This window comes from Vogesella oryzagri (assembly GCF_040148885.1).
Taxonomy (GTDB): Bacteria; Pseudomonadota; Gammaproteobacteria; order Burkholderiales; family Chromobacteriaceae; genus Vogesella; species Vogesella oryzagri.
This window is the reverse complement of sequence record NZ_JBEFLD010000004.1, coordinates 257161-277550: the sequence shown is the minus strand read 5'-3', so window position 1 is coordinate 277550 and position 20390 is coordinate 257161. Positions and strand designations below refer to the sequence as shown.

The window sequence follows — 20390 nt, the reverse complement described above, 5'->3', positions numbered from 1 at the left end:
CCGGGGGTCGCGGGTTCGAGTCCCGTCCGCTCCGCCAACATCATGCAAGCCTTTTCTCATGGAAAGGCTTTTTGCTTTTCACCTGCCCTTTCGGGCAAATCACCAGCCGGCAACAGAACAAGTCATGTCTTTGGCGTAAGCTAGCAACCTAGCCACTAGCCTCAGAAAACATCATGACCACACCGCAAGCATTCTTTGATCAGCTGAACCAGGATTACCTGCAGATTCACAAGACCAAGGAAGACCTGTTCTGGGCCACCTATATGGCCACCAGCGACGATCACGCCGGCTTTGCCCGCGCCGAACAGGCATTCAAGGATTTCATCTCCAGTCCGCAAAAGCTGGCGCAGACCCGCGAACAGTTGGCCGCCGCCCGCGCGCTGCCCGCCAGCACCGAGCGTGATGCGCTGTTGCATGGTTTGGAGGGCTGGTTGGCGCTGTTTGAAGCCAACATCATCGACAACGATGTTGCTCGCCAGCTAATGGCAGAACTGATCGACGCCGAGGCGGCACTGTTCGCCCGCAAGCGCGAGCTGGTCTTGCGGCACCGCAACGAACTGGGCGAGGAAGAGGACGCCACACTGGGCATGTTGGCGACCAATATCAGCCTGAACAGCTGCGCCGAGTGGCGCAAGAGCTCTTACGACGCCTTCCGCCAGCTGGAACAGTGGGTGCTGGATAATGGTTTTATCGAGATCGTGCGCCTGCGCAACCGACTGGCCCGCGCACTGGGGTTCGCCAACTACTTTGACTACAAGGTGCACAAAAACGAGCAGATGAGCTCGGTGCAGCTGTTTACCATTCTGGATGACTTCGAGGTGGGCACTCGCGACGCCAATCAGCGTGGTTTGACGCAGCTACAGGCGCAGCATGGTGCCGAGGCCACGCTGCCGTGGAACATACGCTACCACATGAGCGGCGATGTGGTCCGTCAGATGGATCCATACTTGCCCTTTTCGCAGGCGCTGCGCCGCTGGGTGCAAAGCTTCCGCCGTCTGGGCATCACCTATCGCGGCGCCACGCTGCAGCTGGACCTGCTGGAGCGCAAGGGAAAATACCAGAACGGCTTCTGCCATGGCCCAATCCCCACTTTTTACGATCGTAACGGCAACTGGATTGCCGGGCAGATCAACTTTACCGCCGAAGCCAAGCCGGACCAGGTGGGTAGCGGCCACCGAGCCATCAACACCCTATTCCACGAAGGCGGGCACGCTGCGCACTTTGCCAACGTCACCCAGAATTCACCCTGCTTCTCGCAGGAGTTCGCTCCCACCTCGATGGCGTATGCCGAAACACAGTCGATGTTTTGCGATAGCCTGCTGGACGATGCCGATTGGTTGAAACGCTATGCCGTCAAGGCCAGCGGCGAAACCATGCCGGATGAGCTGATTCGAGCCCGCATCGAGAGCAGCCAGCCGTTTCGCGCCTTTAATGAACGGATGCTGGCCGTAGTTGGCTACTTTGAACGCGCGCTGTACCAGCTGAGTGACAGCGAGCTGACTGCGGCCAACGTACTGGCACTGGCACGCGGCACCGAGCAACAGATTCTGGGCGTGGACAGCCCGCGCCCGCTGCTGGCTATTCCACACCTGCTCAATCAGGAGTCCGCCGCCGCCTATCACGGCTACCTGCTGGCCAATATGGCGGTCTATCAGACCCGTGCTTACTTCCTGCAGCGCTTTGGCTACCTGGCGGACAACCCGGCCATCGGCCCACTGCTGGCACAGCACTACTGGGCACCCGGCAACAGCATCAACCACGATGCCACGCTGCGTAGTCTGACCGGTGAAGGCTTCAGTGCCCGTCATCTGGCGTATGCCTGCAACCAGAGCAGCGCGCAAGCGTGGCAGAGTGCGCAAGGCAGCATGGCCGCAGCGAAAACGCGCCGTTACCCGCAGGACTATCCAGCCACGCTGGCAGCCGTGATTCGCGTGGTGGATGGCAATGAACTACTGGCGGACAATGCACTGTCCGATGAGGACATGTGCCGACAATTCGAAGCGGCAATCGCCCAGCGCTATCCGGCAACAGCGCAACAAAATGCGGCCAACTGAACCGTTGCGCTAATAAAAACACCCCGCATCTCGCGGGGTGTTTTTATTAGGTGCCAGTGCAGCCGCCAGGCAACTGGCGACCGGAGGCTTACGCCTTGCGCCAGCCATTCCATAGTGCAGCAGCAATCAGCGCCAAGAACAGCAGCCCGGTCCACAGCGGCATCGACTGTCCCAGAAACACCCAGTTAATTTCCGCGCATTCGCCGCTGCCCTTGAATACCGTGGCCAGCACCTGCGACAGCGGCAAGGTTTCCAGCATGAAATCCAGCCCCGGGCCGCAAGCCGGCACCTGATCCTTGGGCAGGTGCTGTAGGTAAACGTGCCATGCCGACACCGCCCCGCCTGCCAACGCTGCCAGCCCGACCAGCAATGCGGCCAACTTGGCCGCCCATTGGCGGGGGTTGATCAAGGCAAACAGTGCCGCCAGTATCCCGGTCGCGATGATGCCTACCCGCTGAAAGATACAGAGCGGACATGGCTCCAGCCCCAATACATGCTGCGCATACAGCGCATAACCCATCGCCGCCGCACAAACCACCGCAATTGCGGCAAATCCCTGCCGTTGACTCAGTTTCATGTTTCCCCTTTAACGCATTACATTGATCTTGTTGCCGGCAATACAGACCGTCAGTTCTTCAAAAAATTCAAAATCTCGACCTGGCGCGTCATGGCATCGCGATAACCCAGCTCGATAAGTTCTTTGCAGTACGCCGGTTCGAACAGCAGATAACTGGCCAATACCGAGCCACGCTGGCGCATCGCCCCGGCACCACGCAGCAGAAAGCGCATGGCCGGTGGAAAGCTGCGAACATGCTTGAAGGCAATAGCCTCCAGCGACACGCTGGGCGAGATATTGAAAACCTCCACCCGCTTCAACTGGGTACGGCCGCTGCTGCGTACGTGCTCATCAATCAGTGACACCGTGTGATTCACCCGTGTCAGGCGCTCCATGTCTGCTTCCATGCTATCGAAAAACACGCTGTTGAGCAGATGGCCGAAAATCGTGGCCAGCGTCGGGCGGTCGGACTGCATCCGCCGTTCGGCGCGCTGCCGCTGCGCAGAGTGCAATCCGATGACAAACAGGCGCTCGGCGCCAAGATGCAGCGCCGGCGACAACGGTGCCATCTGCCGAATGGCGCCGTCGCAATAGAAGCGCCCGTCGATGGTGGCGGCAGGGAAAATCAGCGGGATGGCCGAGGTCGCCATCAGGTGGTCCACACCGATGCGCTCCCGCACGCCCAGCCGCTGATGCCGGCTCCACTCGTCAATGTCCGAAGCACCCTCAAAAAAACTGACGGACTGCCCGGTGGTATAGCAGGAGGCGGTTAACGACAGCGCGCGCAGATCGCCACGCTCAATGGATTGCGACACCCCGGCAAACTGCACCGAGCGACCGAGCAGGTCGCGCAACGGCGCGCTGTCCAGAAAGCTGGCCGGGTTGTGCACCAGTTTGCCGCCGGTAAATACTGAACCACCCCATTGCAGAAAGGCGCGAGCAAAAAAGGGCCAGTCGGCACGGTAGACATCGGTTACGTGCAGCCCTTTCCACATCTTGGCCAGAAAGGCGGTCGCACGCCGAAAGTGCATGGCGCCTGCGGCCAGCCCCACGGCGTTGATCGCCCCGGCCGAAGTGCCGCTGATAATGGGGAATGGATTGCCGTCGTTGCGCGGCAGCATGTGCGCCACCGCCATCAACACCCCTACCTGATATGCGGCCCGTGCCCCGCCACCAGCCAGCACCAGTCCAACTGCAGGCTTTGTCATGATCCCTCCCCTGTTTTTTCTCATTATGGAACAGCATCAGGAGTTAAAACGGCCCGCTTATCAGCAGGCCGGGCATGACATTCAGGCTTCGCCGGCCACCATCATTTTTCCCAGCAACACCGAGCCCATGTAACGGCTGCCGCGACGATCGATGTCGTCGCCGATGGCATCGATGTGCAGCAGCATGTCGCGCAAATTACCGGCAATGGTGAACTCTTCCACCGGGTAGGCGACCACGCCGTTTTCCACCCAGAAGCCGCTGGCGCCGCGCGAGTAGTCACCGGTCACCATATTGACGCCGTGCCCCATCAGCTCGGTTATCAGCAGGCCGGTGCCCATGCGTTGCAGCAGTGCCGGCAGGCCACCGCTCAAGGTTGGCCGCACCAGTAGATTGTGTGCGCCGCCGGCGTGGCCGGTACTTTGCATGCCCAGTTTGCGCGCGGAATAACTGCCCAGGAAATAGCCTTGCAGCACGCCGTTGCTGACCAGCTCGCGCTGCTGGGTGGCCACGCCCTCTTCGTCGTAACAGCCGCTGGCCAGGCCGCGCAACACGAACGGGTCTTCGCTGACATTCAGCATCGGCGCCGCCACCTGGGTGCCCAGTGAATCCATCAGGAAGCTGGATTTGCGATACAGGCTACCGCCGCTTACCGCTTGCACCAGGCTGGACAGCAGGCCACCGGCCACCGGCGCTTCGAACAGCACCGGGTACTGCCCGGTTTTCACCCGGCGGCCATCCAGGCGGCGCACCGTGCGCTCGCCGGCGATGCGGCCAACCTCGGCGGCGGCCAGCAAGTCGTCCGGGTGGCGGGCGCTGCTGTACCAGTAATCGCGCTGCATGCTGTCGCCACCGGCCGCCACCACCGCCGCCGACAGGCTGTGGCGCGAGGTGGACTGGCTGCCGACAAAACCATTGCTGTTGGCGTAGCAATGCCGGCTGACGTGACTGGATACGCTGCCGCCTTCCGAGTTGCTGATACGCGCATCCACCGAGCGGGCGGCGTCTTCGCATTCGCGGGCGATGTCGATGGCGCGCTCTACCGGCAACGCCCACGGATGGTATAGATCCAGATCGCGAGCATTGGCCGGATTGAACAGCAACGCTGGGTCGGCAAGGCCGGCGCAGTCGTCCTCGGCGGTGTAGCGCGCGATATTCAGTGCCGCGGCCACCGTGTCGGCCAGCGCCTTGTCGGAGAAATCGGAAGTGCTGGCGTGGCCTTTCTTCTGGCCGATGTACACCGTCAGCGAGACACCCTTGTCGCGGTTGTATTCGATGGTTTCCACTTCTGCCAGCCGTACCGACACGTTCTGGCCGCAGCTTTCCGACACATCAACTTCCGCCGCCGTCGCGCCACCACTGCTCGCCAGGTCGAGCATGCGGCCAACGATGTTTTCCAGGTCCGATTCGCTGTAAGAAAAAATCTGTTCTGACATATCCGTTTTCCGCGTGAAGCACGTCACACGCCTTGCTCAGGCGGCCGTGCAGAGGTGATTTCCGGTATCATACCAGCTTGACACTTTAAGCAAGCTTTACCAATGGCTACTGATTACCTTAACGAAGACGAAAACGGTCTGCCGCCCAGCCGATCCCAGCTCAAGCGCGACAGCGAAGCCCTGCAGGATCTGGGCCGCGAGCTGACCGAACTGCCGGCCGCCAAGCTCAAGAAAATGGAGCTGGACGAGCAGCTACTGGTTGCCGTACTGGACTACCAGCGCTTTAACGCTAACGGCGCCAAGCGCCGCCAGCTGCAGTACATCGGCAAACTGATGCGCGGCATCGACCCGGCGCCGATCGAAGAAAAACTGGCCGCGCTGCGTGGCGACGCCAGCGCCCACACCAACTGGCTGCATCTGCTGGAACGCTGGCGTGAACGCATGCTGGAAGACGACAAGCATGTGCAGCAGTTCATTACTGAATTTCCGGACGTGGACGTGCAGCAGCTGCGCACCACCGTGCGCAATGCCCGCAAGGAACGCAGCGAGGAAAAGGCCCCCAAGGCAGCGCGTTTGCTGTTCCAGATGGTCAAGGATCTGATCCCGCAGCAGGGCAAGCAGAAAAATGCGGCAGAAGAAGACTTCGATAGCGAGGACGAACAGGCATGACACTGAAAATCGGGCTGGTATCCATTTCCGATCGCGCCAGTCAGGGCGTCTACGAAGACAAGGGCATCCCTGCGCTAGTGGACTGGCTGGCGCTGGCGATCTCCTCCCCGTTCGAAACGGTTACCCGCCTGATTCCGGATGAGCAGCCGCAAATCGAAGCCACGCTGCAGCAGCTGGTGGACGAGGAAGGCTGCCACCTGGTACTGACCACCGGCGGCACTGGGCCTTCGCCGCGCGATGTGACACCGGAAGCCACCCTGGCCGTCGCCGACCGCGTGATGCCCGGCTTTGGCGAGCAGATGCGCCAGATCAGCCTGAAATTTGTGCCGACTGCCATCCTGTCGCGCCAGGTCGGTGTTATCCGCAAGCAGAGCCTGATTCTCAACCTGCCGGGGCAGCCCAAGGCGATCCGCGAAACGCTGGAAGGCCTGCGCGAAGAAGGCAGCGTTACAGTGCCCGGCATTTTTGCCGCCGTACCCTACTGCCTGGACCTGATTGGCGGCCCGTATGTCGAAACCCGGCCGGAGGTCGTCAAGGCTTTCCGTCCGAAATCCGCGATCAAACCACAGGCCTGATGCGCTATCAGGCTCCGCGGTGGTTGCACGGCAGCCATGCCGACACCATCTGGCCAGCGCTGTTCATCCGGCAGCAGGTGCCGGCTTATCGGCGTGAAGTATGGCCAACGCCTGATGGCGGTGAAATTGTTGTCGACCGTGTCGATGGCCAGCCGGGCACGCCGCTGGTGGTGTTGTTTCACGGCCTGGAGGGCAGCAGTCACAGCCACTATGCCATTGCATTGATGCGTGAAGTACAAGCCCGTGGTTGGCACGGCGCGGTGCCGCATTTTCGCGGCTGTGGCGGCCTGGAAAACCGCCAGCCACGCGCCTATCACGCAGGTGACTCGGCCGAAATAGACTGGATCTTGCAGCGCCTGGCCACCGAGCAGCCGCAGCTGTTTGCCGCCGGTGTCTCGCTGGGTGGCAGCATGTTGTTGCACTACCTTGGTGAATGGGGCGGCGCGGCGCTGCCGCTGGCCGCCGCGGCGATTTCGGTGCCGCTGGATCTTGCCGCTGCCAGCACCCGGCTGGATCGCGGGCTGGGCAAGTGGCTGTACACCCGCATGTTCCTTGGCACCCTGAAACCCAAGTCGCTGCGTCAGCTGCAACATCATCCGCAATTGTTCGATGCCGAAGCCGTGCGCCGCGCCCGCACCTTTGCCCAGTTCGACAATATCGTGACCGCGCCGCTGCACGGCTATCGCGATGTGCGAGACTACTGGGCCCGCGCCAGCAGCAAGCCGGTACTGGGCAGCATCATGCGGCCAACCTTGTTGCTGAATGCGCGTAACGACCCGTTTTTACCCCCCAGCGCCCTGCCCGCTGCCGACGAAGTCAGCCCGGCGGTGACACTGGAGTTGCCGGAGCGTGGCGGACACGTCGGCTTCGCCACCGGCCCGTTTCCCGGCCGGCTCGACTGGCTACCGCAACGTCTGCTAGGATTTTTCGATAACTATTTGCCCGCCCGTGGCGGCGACTGAAAGCTTGGCTATGTCTGACATCCTTACCAAAATCTGCGCCACCAAAATCCAGGAAGTCGCCCAGCGCCGTCCGCAACGCTCGCTCAGCAGCTTGCGTAGCGAAGCCGAAGCGCGTCGCAGCGACTGCCGCGACTTTGTCGGCGCCATACGCGCCAAGCACGCCCAGGGCCTGCCGGCAGTAATCGCGGAAGTGAAAAAGGCCAGTCCCAGCAAGGGTGTGATCCGCGCCGATTTCGACCCGGCCGCTATCGCACAGAGTTACGCCGCTGCCGGCGCCGCTTGCCTGTCGGTGCTGACCGATGCCCCCTACTTCCAGGGGCATGAAGACTACCTGGTGGCAGCCCGCGGCGCCTGCCAGTTGCCGGTACTGCGCAAGGACTTCATGGTGGACGAGTATCAGATCGTGGAAGCCGGAGCCATTGGCGCCGACTGCATCCTGCTGATTGCCGCCGCCTTGTCGCTGCCACAGATGCAGGATTTCGAAGCGCTGGCGCACGAACTGGGCATGGCGGTACTAGTGGAGGTGCACGATGAGCATGAGCTGGAAGTCGCACTGCATCTGAAAACACCACTGGTTGGCGTCAACAACCGCAATCTGCGCACTTTTGAAGTAAATCTGGACACTACCCTGCGACTGTTGCCGGTCATTGGCGCGGATCGCATCGCCGTTACCGAAAGTGGCATCCTCACTCAGCAAGATGTCGCCCTGATGCGTGACAATCAGGTACATACTTTCCTGGTGGGAGAAGCCTTCATGCGCGAACAGGACCCAGGTGCCGGACTCGCCAGAATGTTTTTCTGAGCACGGGCCACATAGTTTTATGCCAAGCAGCAACAGTCTTCATCTACCATGCAGACATAGGCCAGAGCCGACGGTGAAAAACGCCCCATGATCGACCTGAAAGCCATATTCCGCGCCGTCTCCGGCGGCAGAAGACCCAGCGCAGATACCACCGAGTCAGCGACCCGGCTGGTAAACACCCTGCCGACCATGGACAGCCGACCTGCGCTGGTAGAAATCATCAAGGCCGTGGCACGCATCAACAAGGATGTCAGCGTTACCTTCAAGGACCGCATCAACACCTTGTTGTATGTGGACACGCACTCTGCCTCCATCCACCATCATCTGTGCCTGGACTACCTGGCCGGCGTGCCGCGTGCCCGCACCTATCTGCCGACCATTCTGGCCTACTGGACCGAGCTGACCAACGGTTACCAGCTGTGCCTGCGGCAAAGCCAGAACAGCAAAACCCCACAGATGACGCCGACGCTGGAGCTGGCCGCCGGGCGCGCCCTGCACCACCAGCTCAGCCTGATCCGCTGGAGCGCGCTGCGCTACATCCACGCCGATGGCTCTACCTGGTTGCAAGCCTACCGGCTGTACTCCCTGATCGAGCAGGCCGGCTTCCAGCAAAAACCGATCACCCTGTATCAGCCGGACGCCGAGAGCATTACCCCGGAGCGCATGCTGATTCAGGCCGCCATGCTGCATCTGGCGCAAACCGACAATCTGGTGCCCATTGAGATCGAGGCCATCCACCTGATGCTGTCACGGCTGGTGGACGATGTCAGCCTGGCGCCGAATGCCAGCAACAGCGACTTCCAATATGTCATCAACCTGGATCTGCCAGCGGCGCCGCAACTGCTGCGTCGCGGCACACTGGGCAAAGGCTGCCGCTTCTGGTCCGGCGATGCGGTGGTTAACCGCTTGGCAGACCTGATTCTCGATTTTGATCAGGAAGTGCCGGCTAATTTCAAACGGGCGCTACCGTCCATGCCGGCTGAAACCTGGCGCGGCCTGCTGCAAAAACTGTCCACCCGCTGGTCGCAGGATGGTGGCAAATCCATGCGCCGCCACGAGCGGCTGACCGCCAGCAGCATGGCAAAAGTGGAAGTCGGCTTCGAGCGCATTGCCCATCACCTGCGACTGAGCCGCAATGTACCGCTGGGCGATGAGCAGTTCAGCGACGAGTGGCGCGTCACCGACTCCAGCGAGGCCGGCGTCGGCATGACCTACCTGGGGCGGGATGTGGACGGCCTGCTGATCGGTCGCACCATCTGGATTGGCACCCGCGGCCAACCTGCGCAGCTGGGCATCATCCGCCGGGTGCAGCGTCTTAGCGAGGGCGGCACCAAGGTGGGCGTGGAGCTATTGGGCAATATGCCGTTGCCGGTGCAATTGAGCGAAAGCATCAACAGCACGCCGTTTAACGGCATCTACATCACCCAGAACAACACCCGCGGCGGGCGGCGGGTGTTCCTGGTGCCAAACAAGTTGTCCAGCGGCAGTGGCGTGCTGAGCCTGTCCGCCAATGGCAAGTCCTACCAGATCCGCATCACGGAGCTGGTCGCCAGTCACGAAGACTGCCAGCAAGTGGAGTTTGACACCCTGGAGCGGCTCACCAGCTAAGCGGCAGCCGCAATGAAAAAGCCCGGCAACTTGCCGGGCTTTTTTGTCGGCCAACCGTAAGGTTGGCCGCACACCATTTACAGCACTTCGATGATGCCGGCCGCACCCATGCCGGTACCGATGCACATGGTTACCATGCCATGGCCCTGCATGCCAGCGTCGCGCATACCGTGGATCAGGGTGGCGGTGCGGATGGCACCGGTTGCACCCAGCGGGTGTCCCAGGGCAATGGCGCCGCCGTGTGGGTTCACCCGGGACATATCCAGCTCCAGATCACGCGCCACGGCCAGAGCCTGCGCGGCAAATGCCTCGTTCAGTTCAATCCATTTCAGATCGTCCTGCGCCAGCCCCGCCTGCTTCAACGCGGCCGGAATCGCCTCTTTCGGACCGATGCCCATGATTTCCGGCGGCACACCCTTCACCGAGAACGTCACATAGCGTGCCAGCGGGGTCAGGTTGAACTCTTTCAGCACCCGCTCAGAAACCAGAATCACCGCACCGGCACCATCGGACATCTGCGAGGAGTTGCCGGCGGTGACGCTTCCCTTAGCATCGAACACGGTTTTCAGTTTGGCTAGGCCATCCAGCGTGGTTTCACGACGAGGACCTTCATCGGTATCCAGCACGCGGGTCTTGCTGATTACCTCGCCGCTTTCCAGGTTCGGCGTGCGATAGGTCACCTCCAGCGGTGTGATCTCGTGCTTGAACTTACCCCCATCGATGGCCGCCAGCGCACGACGATGGGACTCTACGGCGAAAGCATCCTGATCTTCACGCGACACGCCCCACTGCTGCGCTACTTTTTCAGCGGTCAGGCCCATGCCGTAGGCAATGGCGTAGTTCTCGTCCTTAGCGAACACGGCCGGGTTCAGCGATACCTTATTGCCCATCATCGGCACCATCGACATCGATTCGGAACCGGCGGCGATCACCACGTCGGCCTCACCCATGCGGATACGGTCGGCGGCGATTTGCACCGCGTTGATGCCGGACGAGCAGTAGCGGTTGATGGTGATACCGCCCACGGTATCCGGCAGACCGGCCAGCAGCACGCCAATACGCGCCATGTTCAGACCCTGCTCCGCCTCCGGGAAGGCGCAGCCCACTACGCAGTCGGAAATCAGTTTCGGGTCCAGCGTTGGCACCTGCGCCAGCGCGCCGGTAATCACGTGCGCCAGCATGTCATCCGGGCGCACGTGGCGCATCATACCGCGCGGCGCCTTGCCTACCGGGGTGCGGGTTGCCGCAACGATGTAAGCTTCTTGTACTTGTTTAACCATTTTGCAATTCTCCTGATGGCAGGCGGGCAAGCCCCTCAGCCACGCCAGCCTGCCGATATTCTGGCTGCTATCAGTTACGCAGCGGCTTGCCGGTGGTCAGCATATTGGCGATGCGATCCTGGGTCTTGCTGGTCTTCAGCAGGGTCATGAAGGCCTTGCGTTCCAGATCCAGCAGCCACTGTTCGTTTACCAGCGTGCCCTGCTCCACGTCACCGCCGGTCATCACATCGGCGATCAGGCCGGAGATGAAGAAGTCGTGCTTGCTGATGAAGTTGCCTTCCATCATGTTCACCAGCTGGCCCTTGATGGAAGCGGCACCGGCACGACCGGCCACCGGGAAGGTGGCGCCACGCATCGGCGGACGGTAGCCGGATTCGGCCAGCGCGACCGCCTGCTGCTTGGCAACGTGCAACAGTTCGTAGGCGTTGAAGACTACGCTGTCACCCTGACGGAAGAAGCCGATTTCCTGTGCTTCGTGGCCGCTGGTGGCCACCTTGGCCGTTGCCACCGCCATGAAGTAATCCTTCAGTGCTGCCAGCACATCGCCACGGGCTTCCTGTGCCGCACGGAAGGCAAACTCCTTGCAACCGCCACCGCCCGGCAGCAGGCCGACACCGACTTCCACCAGGCCGACATACGATTCCAGCGCGGCCACGGTCTTGTCGCAGTGCATGGCAAACTCGCAACCGCCGCCGAATACATAGCCCTGCGTCGCGGCAATGGTCGGAATCTGGCTGTAGCGCAGACGCATGGAGGTGTCCTGGAAGCGGCGCACGGTGGCGTCAATGGCATCCCAGTCACCCATCATGAACGCCGGCATCATCGAGGTCAGGTCGGCACCAACAGAGAACGGTTCCTCGGTCTGCCAGATCACCAGTCCCTTGAAGCGGGCTTCGGCGATATCGATAGCGGTGTTCAGACCGTCGATCACATCTGGACCGATGGCATGTGCCTTGGATTTGAACGACACCACCAGCACGCCATCACCAGTGGTGAAGGCACGCACGCCGTCGTTCTCGAAGACGGTTTCACCCAGCGGGGCACTCAGCTCGCCCAGTACCTTGGCCGGGGCCAGCTGGCGCTGGTACACGTCCAGCGTGCTGCGGCCAACCAGTTTGCCAGCGGCGGCATCGTAGGAGCCATCGGCAAAGTGCACGCCGGCGCGATCCGCCTGCAGCGCCCATGCCGGCAGGTTGGCCGCAACCAGCGACTTGCCGGCCTCGATGTCTTCCTCGATCCACTTGGCCACTTGCTGCCAGCCGGCAGCCTGCCAGGTCTCGAATGGGCCCACGCTCCAGCCAAAACCCCAGCGGATGGCGAAATCCACGTCGCGGGCGCAGTTGGCGATATCGCCCAGGTGATAGGCGATGTAATGGAACACGTCGCGGAAGCAGGCCCACAGGAATTGTGCCTGCGGGTGCTCGCTATCGCGCAGCTTCTGGAATTTTTCCGCCGGGTTGGCGATCTTCAGGATGTCCTTGACCGCGTCGTCACCCTTCTGGCCACTACCGACGTACTCGCCCGCCACCGGGTCGAGCACGAACATCTGCTTGCCGTCCTTCTTGTAGATGCCGGCCTTGGTCTTGGCACCCAGCGCACCGGCGGCAATTAGCTTCTGCAGCCATTCCGGCGACTTGAACAGGCCATGCCACGGGTCATTCGGCAGCGTGTCGTCCATGGTCTTCACCACGTGGGCGAAGGTATCCAGCCCCACCACGTCGGCGGTACGGAAGGTGGCGGACTTCGGGCGACCCAGGCGCGGGCCGGTCAGGTCATCCACCACATCGAAGCGGATGCCGAACTTCTCGGCATTGGCAATGGTGGCCAGCATCGAGAACACGCCGATGCGGTTGGCCACGAAGTTAGGGGTGTCCTTGGCACGCACCACACCCTTGCCCAGCGTGGTGACCAGGAAGCGCTCCAGGTTATCCAGCATCGCTGCGTCGGAACCCACGCACGGGATGATTTCGACCAGGTGCATGTAACGCGGCGGGTTGAAGAAATGCACGCCGCAGAAACGTGGCTTCAATTCGGCGGACAGCGAATCGGCCAGCTTATTGATCGACAGCCCGGAGGTGTTGGTCGCAAAAATGGTCTGCGCCCCCAGGTGCGGCGCCACCTTGGCGTAGAGGTCAGCCTTCCAGTCCATACGCTCGGCAATCGCCTCGATCACCAGGTCGCAGTCCTGCAGCAGGTGCAGATGCTCTTCATAGTTGGCCGGCTGGATGAAATTCACCGCATCCTTGCTGGACAGCGGGGACGGCTTGAGCTTTTTCAGGCCCTCGATTGCTTTCAGCGCAATCGCACTCTTCGGACCTTCCTTGGCGGGCAGGTCGAACAGCACGGTTGGCACCTTGGCATTAACCAGATGAGCGGCGATCTGCGCCCCCATCACGCCGGCGCCGAGCACGGCAACCTTGCGTACGATGAATTTGGTTTGAGACATGGTTTCCTCGGTTGTCTTGACGAACAAACATGGTGAAGGCCTCTCGGATTATAGGTTCCGGGTCGGCCTGCCAAGGGTTTCAATGGACGGTGCTGGGCATCGACCAAATAGCTGAACAACGGTTCAGCATTTCCCTTAAAAAAACACGGCAGTCGCTACCGTGTTGTTGCGACCAACCCAAAGGTTGGCCGCAAGACTGCAATGAAGCTTAGAACTTGTAGTTGTACTGAACGCCCAGAATCTGTGCATGGGATTTGTAATCGGCAGTGCCGGTAGTCTGGCTGGAAACACAGGTAGTGTGACCCTGAGTCAGGCAGCGACCATCAACATTTGCCTTGGCATCTTTGATGAAAATATAGCTGTAGGCAAGATCAATGGAAGATGCCTTGCTCAGGTTATAACCTCCACCAAACGACAGCCAGATACGGTCATTGTCTGGCAGAGTAGCTAGGCGGTGATCATCATCCGGTACTGGTGACTTGTCGTAGGCCACACCGGTACGCAGTTGCAGGGCATCGCTGTACTGGTAAGAGGCACCCAAGGAGAGCTTGTAAGTGTCCTTCCAGGCCGGATTCAGGTAAGTGGTATCCGACTGTTTTGCACTCGCCTTGCTGGTTGCGTACTTCAACTGAGCGGTGGAAAAACGGGAGTGCTTGGTCCACGTCAAGTCACCAAACAGAGTTACCTTCGGATCCAGCTTGCGCATGGCATGCAAGGACAGCGACTCCGGCGTGGTAATTTTGATATTTGCCGCTTCTTCATCCGGGAAAACCGATTTCACCAGGTTTGCCACAACACCAGGAGCACCGCCCGCACCCAAGAACATATCTGTCCCGCGCTGCCACTTCGCAGTGCCAGCCAGATTGTGATCGATCTTGGAACGATAATTAAGGCCGACACGGGTGTTGCCGTCGATATCCCACATCCAGGCCAGGTTATAGCCATAGCCCCAGTCGTCACCATCCACTTCCGCAAAACCGTCATGACTGCCGTTGCCGAAGGGTGCACCGAAGTTGGCGTACTGGCGCAACGACGCCTGGGCATGCTGGGCGATCACACCGGCAGCCACCGAATGCTGATCATTCAGCTTAAAAGCCAAGGTCGGATTGATGTCGATGGTTTTCAGTGCGGTTGCGTTCAGGTTGTAACGCAACACGGAGGTGCGGTCGTATTCGGTTTCCGATGCATATGGCACGTAGATGCCCAAGCCGGCAAACAGTCTGTTATTCAGTTGGCGTGTCAGATACAGGTGCGGAACGGCAACCAAGTCGTCTGTCAGTTTGCCGTTAGTGCTACCACGGATCGCGCCGCCCTGGGTGCGTGGCGTCGATGGGTTGTTATCACCATCGTTCCAGTAAGTGCCGCTCGCATTACTGTACTCGACACTCGGCGCTACTAGGTTCAGCGCACCAGAGAAGTTAGTGCCGTCCAGCTTGGTCATGCCGGCGGCGTTGTAGAAGATAGTAGAAGCATCGGCAGCTTCGGCGGCACTGGCGTTGGCGGTGGATTGCGAACTTACCGATTGAGTGCCGAAGTGATAGCCCGATGCCATGACAGCAGCGGAAGCCCCCATCATCATCACTGAAAGAGTCAGGCGCTTGAGTTGCATGGTGTTAATCCCTCTGTGCGTTATTTATGGTGCTGTCTTGATCGTATTGTTTTGTCCGATCTGTCGAAGATGGTATCAGAGTCGATACCCAATTCAAGAAATTTCGAGCATTTGTTCCAAACAATCGTTTCATAGAAACCACAGTACGACAGCACTCACAAATTGCACAGAAAACACCGCCTCAGATCAGGCGAGAACGGCCATCGGTATCGATAGCGACATAGGTAGAAATCAGCTCGGTGACCGGCAGAATGTCACCGTTCATGCGCTCGGTTTCTACGGTGATTTTGAGCGTGACGGACTTCTGCCCCAACCGCAGCTTGTCCGCATAGATAGAGACAAAATCCCCCAATTGAATTGGATTGGCAAACTGAAAGGCATTTATCGCCACGGTAGTCACCTGCCCGCCAGCCAGCCTTTCAGCTACGGCCGAGCCAGCCAGGTCGATCTGCCCCATCAGCCAGCCCATGTGCACTCGTCCATACACGTTGGTGCCATGCACTTCAGCGCGTACACGCAGAACCGGCTGTCGATTTGTTCCTTGCACTACGTCTTGCATTGCACACTCCTCCAGATGTCGTTCTACCCAGTGTAAAACGACATCGGCAGAAGAGCGGCCGGGTGGCCGCCCCAATGCTAGCGCCTTAATCGGATCAGAAAATCAGGCGCTGCAACAAGCCTGCATCAGGCTGCTCCAGCTTCATGTCGAAGTCGTCCACCATGATGACATCACGCTTGAGCTTGCGGGCGCGGCTAACCGCATCAAACTCGACCTGAGTGATGACACCACTCTGCAACGCTTCCGCTAGGCGCTCGCGCGCGGTAACCGACTTGAACTGGCCGTCGCGTGCCAGCTTGCGCAGCTTCTGCTCTACCGGCTCGGTTTCCAGCATCGCCTTCAGTGCCGGCACCAGCACGCCTACCGGGTCGGACTCATCCTGCGACACAAACATGCCGCGAGTCAGGCGATCCCGGGTCGGCCCCAGTTCCATCAGGCTACGTGCCACCTGGGTGCCGATACGGTCGTTGGCCGGTTTGAGGGTAAGACCCCACGGGAAGATGACCTTGCGCAACACTGCGGCCAACGTTCGGCTCGGCAGGTTGGCCAGGAAGCCATCCATCGCCTGCTGCAGATCATACAGTGCCATTTCCACAGCCCATTTCAGCACCGGCAGATCCTCCTTCGGTGCGCCATCGCGCTCAAAGCGCTTCAGGCAGGCAGAGGCGATATACAGATTGGACAGCATATCCCCCAGACGGGCAGACAGCTTCTCACGGAACTTCAGCGAGCCGCCCAGGCTAAACATTGCCATGTCCGACAACAACGCGAAAGCACTGGAGAAACGAGTCAGCTGCTTATAGTAAGTCGCCACTTCCCCGCCCTTCGGGCTGCCTACGAGTTTGGCACCAGTCAGACCCATCCACAGCGAGCGGAACACATTGCTGATCACAAAGTTGATATGACCAGTGATGGCCTTATCGAATTCGGCGCCGTCGTTGCTCATTGCCGCCTTGATTTCGCGCAGCACGAACGGATGACAGCGAATTGCCCCCTGTCCGTAGATGATCATCGAGCGGGTGAGGATGTTGGCGCCTTCCACGGTAATGGCAATCGGAATGGCCTGGTAGGCACGCGCCAGGTAATTGCGCGGGCCAAGCACCACCGCCTTGCCGCCATGTACATCCATGGCGTCATTCAGTGCCTTACGCATGCGTTCAGTATTGTGGTACTTCAGCACGGCGGACAGCACCGACGGCTTTTCGCCACTATCCAGGCCGGTCAACGCCAGATCCTGCGACGCTTCCATCTGATAGGTAAAACCACCGATGCGTGCCATCGCCTCATCCACGCCCTCGAACTTGCCGATCGACAGGCCGAACTGGTCGCGGATACGGGCATAGGCACCGGTGGTGTAAGACGCCACCTTGCCAGAGGCTACCGACATCGCCGGCAGCGAGATGCAGCGGCCAACCGACAGACATTCGACCAGCATGCGCCAGCCCTGACCGGCATACTCGCGACCGCCGATGATCCACTCCAGCGGGATGAACACATCCTTGCCCCAGGTCGGGCCATTCATGAACGCGGCGCCGCCCGGGAAGTGGCGGCGACCGATACAAACCCCCTCGTGTTCGGTCGGTACCAGCGCGCAGGTGATGCCGATATCTTCCTTGTCGCCCAACAGATGATCTGGATCGTACATCTTGAACGCCAGGCCCAGAATGGTGGCGACCGGCGCCAGCGTGATCCAGCGCTTTTCCCAGCTCACGCGCAGGCCGAGTACGTCGTCAAAACGTTGGCCGCTACGCGGATCGGTATAGGAGCCACGGCAGACAATACCGAAGTCAGGAATGGCGCCGGCGTCAGAGCCAGCATACGGACTGGTCAGCGCAAAGCACGGCACTTCGATGCCCTTGGCCAGACGCGGCAGATAGTAGTCTTTCTGCGCCTCGGTACCGTAGTGCTGCAGCAACTCGCCCGGACCGAGCGAATTGGGCACCATCACCGATACTGCCGCGGTGCCGCCACGGGTAGCGATCTTGGTCACCACCTTGGCGTGAGCATAGTTGGAGAACTCCAGACCGCCGTATTTCTTCTTGACGATCATACCGAGGAAACCCTTGTCCTTGATGAACTGCCACACTTCCGGCGGCAGGTCCTTCAGTTCGTGGGTAATTTTCCAGTCATCCACCATCTTGCACAGTTCTTCGGTCGGGCCATCCAGAAACGCCTGCTCATCGGCAGTCAGTTTCGGATCCGGAAACGACAGCAGGCGCTGCCAGTCCGGCTTGCCGGAGAACAGATCACGGTCCCACCATACCGTACCGGCATTGATGGCTTCCTGCTCGGTCTGGGACATAGCAGGGGTGATCTTCTTGAATACGGAGAAGGCCGGGCCGGTAAACACGGCACGACGCAGGAACGGCAGGTTAAGGACGGCGGTAATCACGCCAAATACAACCCACACGGCAACCGGGACCTGGCAGCCCCAGACAAATTGCAGGCTGAGCAGCCAGACTGCAATCGCGATGGTCCAGAGCAAAACCGGTGCGCGGAAATAGGCCAGCGCACCGATCAGCAGGACAAGAATTACGGCAGATATCATTGTGGTTTACCCTCGTGTTGACCCTGTCAAGTCAATCAGATGGGCGCCGTCAACCCCGCCACGACAAAAGGCACCAGGTGCTTGATGATCAGATCCGGGTCACGGGCATTCACCACCTGACTGCGGCCGAAAATCTTCAGCACATCATTACCGGCAAAAGCGTTGAACATCACGGTAAACGCGAAGTGCATGCGCCATGCAATATCTTCAGCCTCAAACTGCGGCAGTGCGCGCTGGAAGGCAGCGCTGTAACGCTGCACAAACACGCTGTACTGCTGGGACAGTGCCTCGCGTAGCAAACGGTGGTTTTCCACCAGCGTACGCGACATCAGCCTGACAAACAGCGCCCCTCCCCTCGAGGGGTCTTTTGACAGAGCCAGACACGGGCGGACAAAGGAGGTGACCAATGTTTCCGCCGTCAGCACTTGCCCAGGCTGTTCGATAGCATCCAGTTCCGCCAGACAGGCCGCAACAAACGGGCCGATACGGCGCATGAATACCGATTCGAACAGCGCATCCTTGGAGCCGAAGTGGTAATTCACCGCAGCCAGGTTTACTTCTGCCTGCTGGGTGATCATGCGAAGCGATGTTGCTTCAAACCCGTGCTCCACAAACAGGCGTTCTGCTACGTCCAGAATGCGGGTTGCGGTGTCTGGTTTGTTCGCTTCCATGGTGTCTTGTACCTTGATCGGGGTAATAAGTTGCGTCGCCTTATCCATCATGACTTTCGAACAAGTGTTTGAAACTTACGTTCTAATTTGACGGGTGTCAAGAACAGCATCGAGAGCTCCTGGCCTTACGGCCAAATTGAAAGCGGCAGTCCGCATTTTAGACTGCCGCTTGCTTGAAACAATTGTTTTCTTCTACAGGCCGCGCAACAGATCTGCCTTGATATCTTCAAGGTGCTCCAAACCTACCGCCACCCGCAGCAGCCCTTCCGTTATCCCCGCCTTGGCGCGCGCCTCCGGCGTAATGCGGGCATGGGTGGTCGACGCCGGATGGGTAATCGTGCTCTTCACATCGCCAACGTTGGCCGTACGCGAGATCATCTGCACCGCATCCACCACGCGCCAGGCAGCCTCACGGCCACCTGCCACTTCGAACGACACTACCGCACCGCCACCCTTTTGCTGGCGCTTAGCCAGCTCGTATTGCGGATGGCTCGGCAGCCCCGGGAAGAACACACGGGTCACATTGGGTTGCTGCTCCAGCCATTCGGCCAGTGCCTGCGCGCTGGCGACATGCTTTTCCATGCGTAGATGCAGCGTTTCCAAACCAGACAGCAATACCCAGGCATTGAACGGCGCTAGTGTCGGGCCGGCAGTACGCACGTGCAGGTATACCTGTTCCACCAGCTTGTCGCTGCCCACCACCGCACCACCCATCACGCGACCGTGGCCATCCAGGTATTTGGTAGCGGAATGCACCACCAGATCGGCGCCCAACTGCAGCGGTTGCTGCAAGGCCGGCGAGCAGAAGCAATTGTCCACTACCAGCAGCGCACCGGCAGCATGGGCGATATCGGCTACCGCGGCGATGTCCGCCAGGTCGGTCAGCGGGTTGGACGGGGTCTCCAGGAAAAACAGTTTGGTATTCGGCTTGACTGCCGCCTGCCATTCTTCCTGGTTGGCCGCATCGACGTAGCTAACCTCCACGCCGAACTTGCCCAGGATCCCGTTGAACAGGTTGATGGTGGAGCCGAACAGGCTCTGCGACGACACGATATGGTCGCCGGTCTTGAGCAGCGTCAGCATAGTCGCCTGAATCGCCGCCATCCCGCTGGCGGTGGCAATGGCCCGCTCCGCCCCCTCCATCATCGCCAGGCGCTGCTGGAACGCACTGACCGTCGGGTTGGTAAAACGGGAATAGGTATAACCGTCGATTTCACCGAGGAACATGGCAGCCGCCTGGGCGGCAGATTCAAAGGTGAAGCTCGAGGTCAGATGCAGGCTTTGGCTATGCTCACGGTACTCGCTGGTTTCGCGGCCGCCGCGAATGGCTAGGGTTTCCGGGTGGAAAGGCAGACAAGAGTCGTCACTGGACATGGTTTGCTCGCAATACAGACAATAGAAAACAGACC

General features: G+C 60.1%; 16 protein-coding genes. 6 read left to right on the top strand and 10 right to left on the bottom strand.

The features are described from left to right. Positions 1-173 precede the first annotated feature (173 nt). On the top strand, positions 174-2054 hold the full coding sequence (locus tag ABNW52_RS09015) for a M3 family metallopeptidase (RefSeq protein ID WP_349586630.1): 1881 nt from the start codon (positions 174-176) through the stop codon (positions 2052-2054). An 88-nt stretch (positions 2055-2142) separates the two neighbouring features. Here the strand turns inward: ABNW52_RS09015 and ABNW52_RS09010 are convergent, their stop codons facing one another. From ABNW52_RS09010 to pmbA, 3 genes are all read right to left on the bottom strand, one after another. Next, a complete protein-coding gene (locus ABNW52_RS09010; RefSeq protein ID WP_349586628.1) occupies positions 2143-2631 on the bottom strand; it encodes a disulfide bond formation protein B in 489 nt (162 codons plus the stop codon). 50 nt (positions 2632-2681) lie between these two features. After that, positions 2682-3818, bottom strand: coding sequence for a patatin-like phospholipase family protein (locus ABNW52_RS09005; protein WP_349586626.1), 1137 nt, complete (start codon positions 3816-3818; stop codon positions 2682-2684). An 81-nt stretch (positions 3819-3899) separates the two neighbouring features. After that, complete coding sequence (pmbA, locus tag ABNW52_RS09000; RefSeq protein ID WP_349586623.1) at positions 3900-5252, bottom strand: metalloprotease PmbA; 1353 nt, start codon at positions 5250-5252, stop codon at positions 3900-3902. 102 nt (positions 5253-5354) lie between these two features. Between pmbA and yjgA the strand changes: the two genes are divergently transcribed. The 5 genes from yjgA to ABNW52_RS08975 all read left to right on the top strand — a co-directional run bounded on the left by yjgA (position 5355) and on the right by ABNW52_RS08975 (position 9868). Further along, on the top strand, positions 5355-5921 hold the full coding sequence (gene yjgA / locus ABNW52_RS08995; RefSeq protein WP_349586620.1) for a ribosome biogenesis factor YjgA: 567 nt from the start codon (positions 5355-5357) through the stop codon (positions 5919-5921). Beyond that, entirely contained in the window at positions 5918-6496 is a 579-nt protein-coding gene (gene mog, locus ABNW52_RS08990; protein ID WP_349586618.1) for a molybdopterin adenylyltransferase, read from the top strand. The genes yjgA and mog overlap by 4 nt, the downstream gene beginning before the upstream one ends. Next, entirely contained in the window at positions 6496-7458 is a 963-nt protein-coding gene (locus ABNW52_RS08985) for a YheT family hydrolase (protein ID WP_349586616.1), read from the top strand. The genes mog and ABNW52_RS08985 overlap by 1 nt, the downstream gene beginning before the upstream one ends. A 10-nt stretch (positions 7459-7468) precedes the next feature. Continuing rightward, positions 7469-8260: an indole-3-glycerol phosphate synthase TrpC gene (gene trpC / locus ABNW52_RS08980; RefSeq protein ID WP_349586613.1), complete on the top strand. Its 792-nt coding sequence runs from the start codon at positions 7469-7471 to the stop codon at positions 8258-8260. 87 nt (positions 8261-8347) lie between these two features. Further along, the gene (locus ABNW52_RS08975; protein ID WP_349586611.1) at positions 8348-9868 is read left to right on the top strand and encodes a PilZ domain-containing protein; all 1521 of its coding nucleotides are present in this window, start codon (positions 8348-8350) and stop codon (positions 9866-9868) included. A gap of 77 nt (positions 9869-9945) precedes the next feature. Here ABNW52_RS08975 and ABNW52_RS08970 read toward each other — a convergent pair whose 3' ends face one another. From ABNW52_RS08970 to ABNW52_RS08940, 7 genes are all read right to left on the bottom strand, one after another. Beyond that, positions 9946-11148 carry an acetyl-CoA C-acyltransferase gene (locus ABNW52_RS08970; protein ID WP_349586610.1) on the bottom strand — a complete coding sequence of 401 codons (1203 nt, stop codon included), beginning with the start codon at positions 11146-11148 and terminating at the stop codon, positions 9946-9948. A 70-nt stretch (positions 11149-11218) separates the two neighbouring features. Then, the gene (locus ABNW52_RS08965) at positions 11219-13594 is read right to left on the bottom strand and encodes a 3-hydroxyacyl-CoA dehydrogenase/enoyl-CoA hydratase family protein (protein ID WP_349586608.1); all 2376 of its coding nucleotides are present in this window, start codon (positions 13592-13594) and stop codon (positions 11219-11221) included. A gap of 208 nt (positions 13595-13802) precedes the next feature. Beyond that, a complete protein-coding gene (locus ABNW52_RS08960) occupies positions 13803-15203 on the bottom strand; it encodes an OmpP1/FadL family transporter (protein WP_349586605.1) in 1401 nt (466 codons plus the stop codon). A gap of 181 nt (positions 15204-15384) precedes the next feature. Beyond that, positions 15385-15762: an acyl-CoA thioesterase gene (locus ABNW52_RS08955; RefSeq protein ID WP_349586604.1), complete on the bottom strand. Its 378-nt coding sequence runs from the start codon at positions 15760-15762 to the stop codon at positions 15385-15387. Positions 15763-15856: 94 nt separating this feature from the next. After that, positions 15857-18310, bottom strand: a complete 2454-nt coding sequence (locus ABNW52_RS08950) for an acyl-CoA dehydrogenase (protein WP_349586601.1) — start codon at positions 18308-18310, stop codon at positions 15857-15859. 35 nt (positions 18311-18345) lie between these two features. Then, positions 18346-18981, bottom strand: coding sequence for a TetR/AcrR family transcriptional regulator (locus ABNW52_RS08945; protein WP_349587117.1), 636 nt, complete (start codon positions 18979-18981; stop codon positions 18346-18348). A gap of 192 nt (positions 18982-19173) precedes the next feature. Continuing rightward, on the bottom strand, positions 19174-20355 hold the full coding sequence (locus ABNW52_RS08940; protein ID WP_349586598.1) for an O-succinylhomoserine sulfhydrylase: 1182 nt from the start codon (positions 20353-20355) through the stop codon (positions 19174-19176). Between the last annotated feature and the right edge of the window lie 35 nt (positions 20356-20390).

Coding starts and splice junctions, on each gene's coding strand:
- ABNW52_RS09005 (WP_349586626.1), bottom strand. CDS start 3,818: ATGACAAAGCCTGCAGTTGGACTGGTGCTGGCTGGTGGCGGGGCACGG.
- ABNW52_RS08970 (WP_349586610.1), bottom strand. CDS start 11,148: ATGGTTAAACAAGTACAAGAAGCTTACATCGTTGCGGCAACCCGCACC.
- ABNW52_RS08960 (WP_349586605.1), bottom strand. CDS start 15,203: ATGCAACTCAAGCGCCTGACTCTTTCAGTGATGATGATGGGGGCTTCC.
- ABNW52_RS08965 (WP_349586608.1), bottom strand. CDS start 13,594: ATGTCTCAAACCAAATTCATCGTACGCAAGGTTGCCGTGCTCGGCGCC.
- trpC (WP_349586613.1), top strand. CDS start 7,469: ATGTCTGACATCCTTACCAAAATCTGCGCCACCAAAATCCAGGAAGTC.
- ABNW52_RS09015 (WP_349586630.1), top strand. CDS start 174: ATGACCACACCGCAAGCATTCTTTGATCAGCTGAACCAGGATTACCTG.
- ABNW52_RS08975 (WP_349586611.1), top strand. CDS start 8,348: ATGATCGACCTGAAAGCCATATTCCGCGCCGTCTCCGGCGGCAGAAGA.
- ABNW52_RS08950 (WP_349586601.1), bottom strand. CDS start 18,310: ATGATATCTGCCGTAATTCTTGTCCTGCTGATCGGTGCGCTGGCCTAT.
- pmbA (WP_349586623.1), bottom strand. CDS start 5,252: ATGTCAGAACAGATTTTTTCTTACAGCGAATCGGACCTGGAAAACATC.
- mog (WP_349586618.1), top strand. CDS start 5,918: ATGACACTGAAAATCGGGCTGGTATCCATTTCCGATCGCGCCAGTCAG.
- ABNW52_RS08985 (WP_349586616.1), top strand. CDS start 6,496: ATGCGCTATCAGGCTCCGCGGTGGTTGCACGGCAGCCATGCCGACACC.
- yjgA (WP_349586620.1), top strand. CDS start 5,355: ATGGCTACTGATTACCTTAACGAAGACGAAAACGGTCTGCCGCCCAGC.
- ABNW52_RS09010 (WP_349586628.1), bottom strand. CDS start 2,631: ATGAAACTGAGTCAACGGCAGGGATTTGCCGCAATTGCGGTGGTTTGT.
- ABNW52_RS08955 (WP_349586604.1), bottom strand. CDS start 15,762: ATGCAAGACGTAGTGCAAGGAACAAATCGACAGCCGGTTCTGCGTGTA.
- ABNW52_RS08940 (WP_349586598.1), bottom strand. CDS start 20,355: ATGTCCAGTGACGACTCTTGTCTGCCTTTCCACCCGGAAACCCTAGCC.
- ABNW52_RS08945 (WP_349587117.1), bottom strand. CDS start 18,981: ATGGAAGCGAACAAACCAGACACCGCAACCCGCATTCTGGACGTAGCA.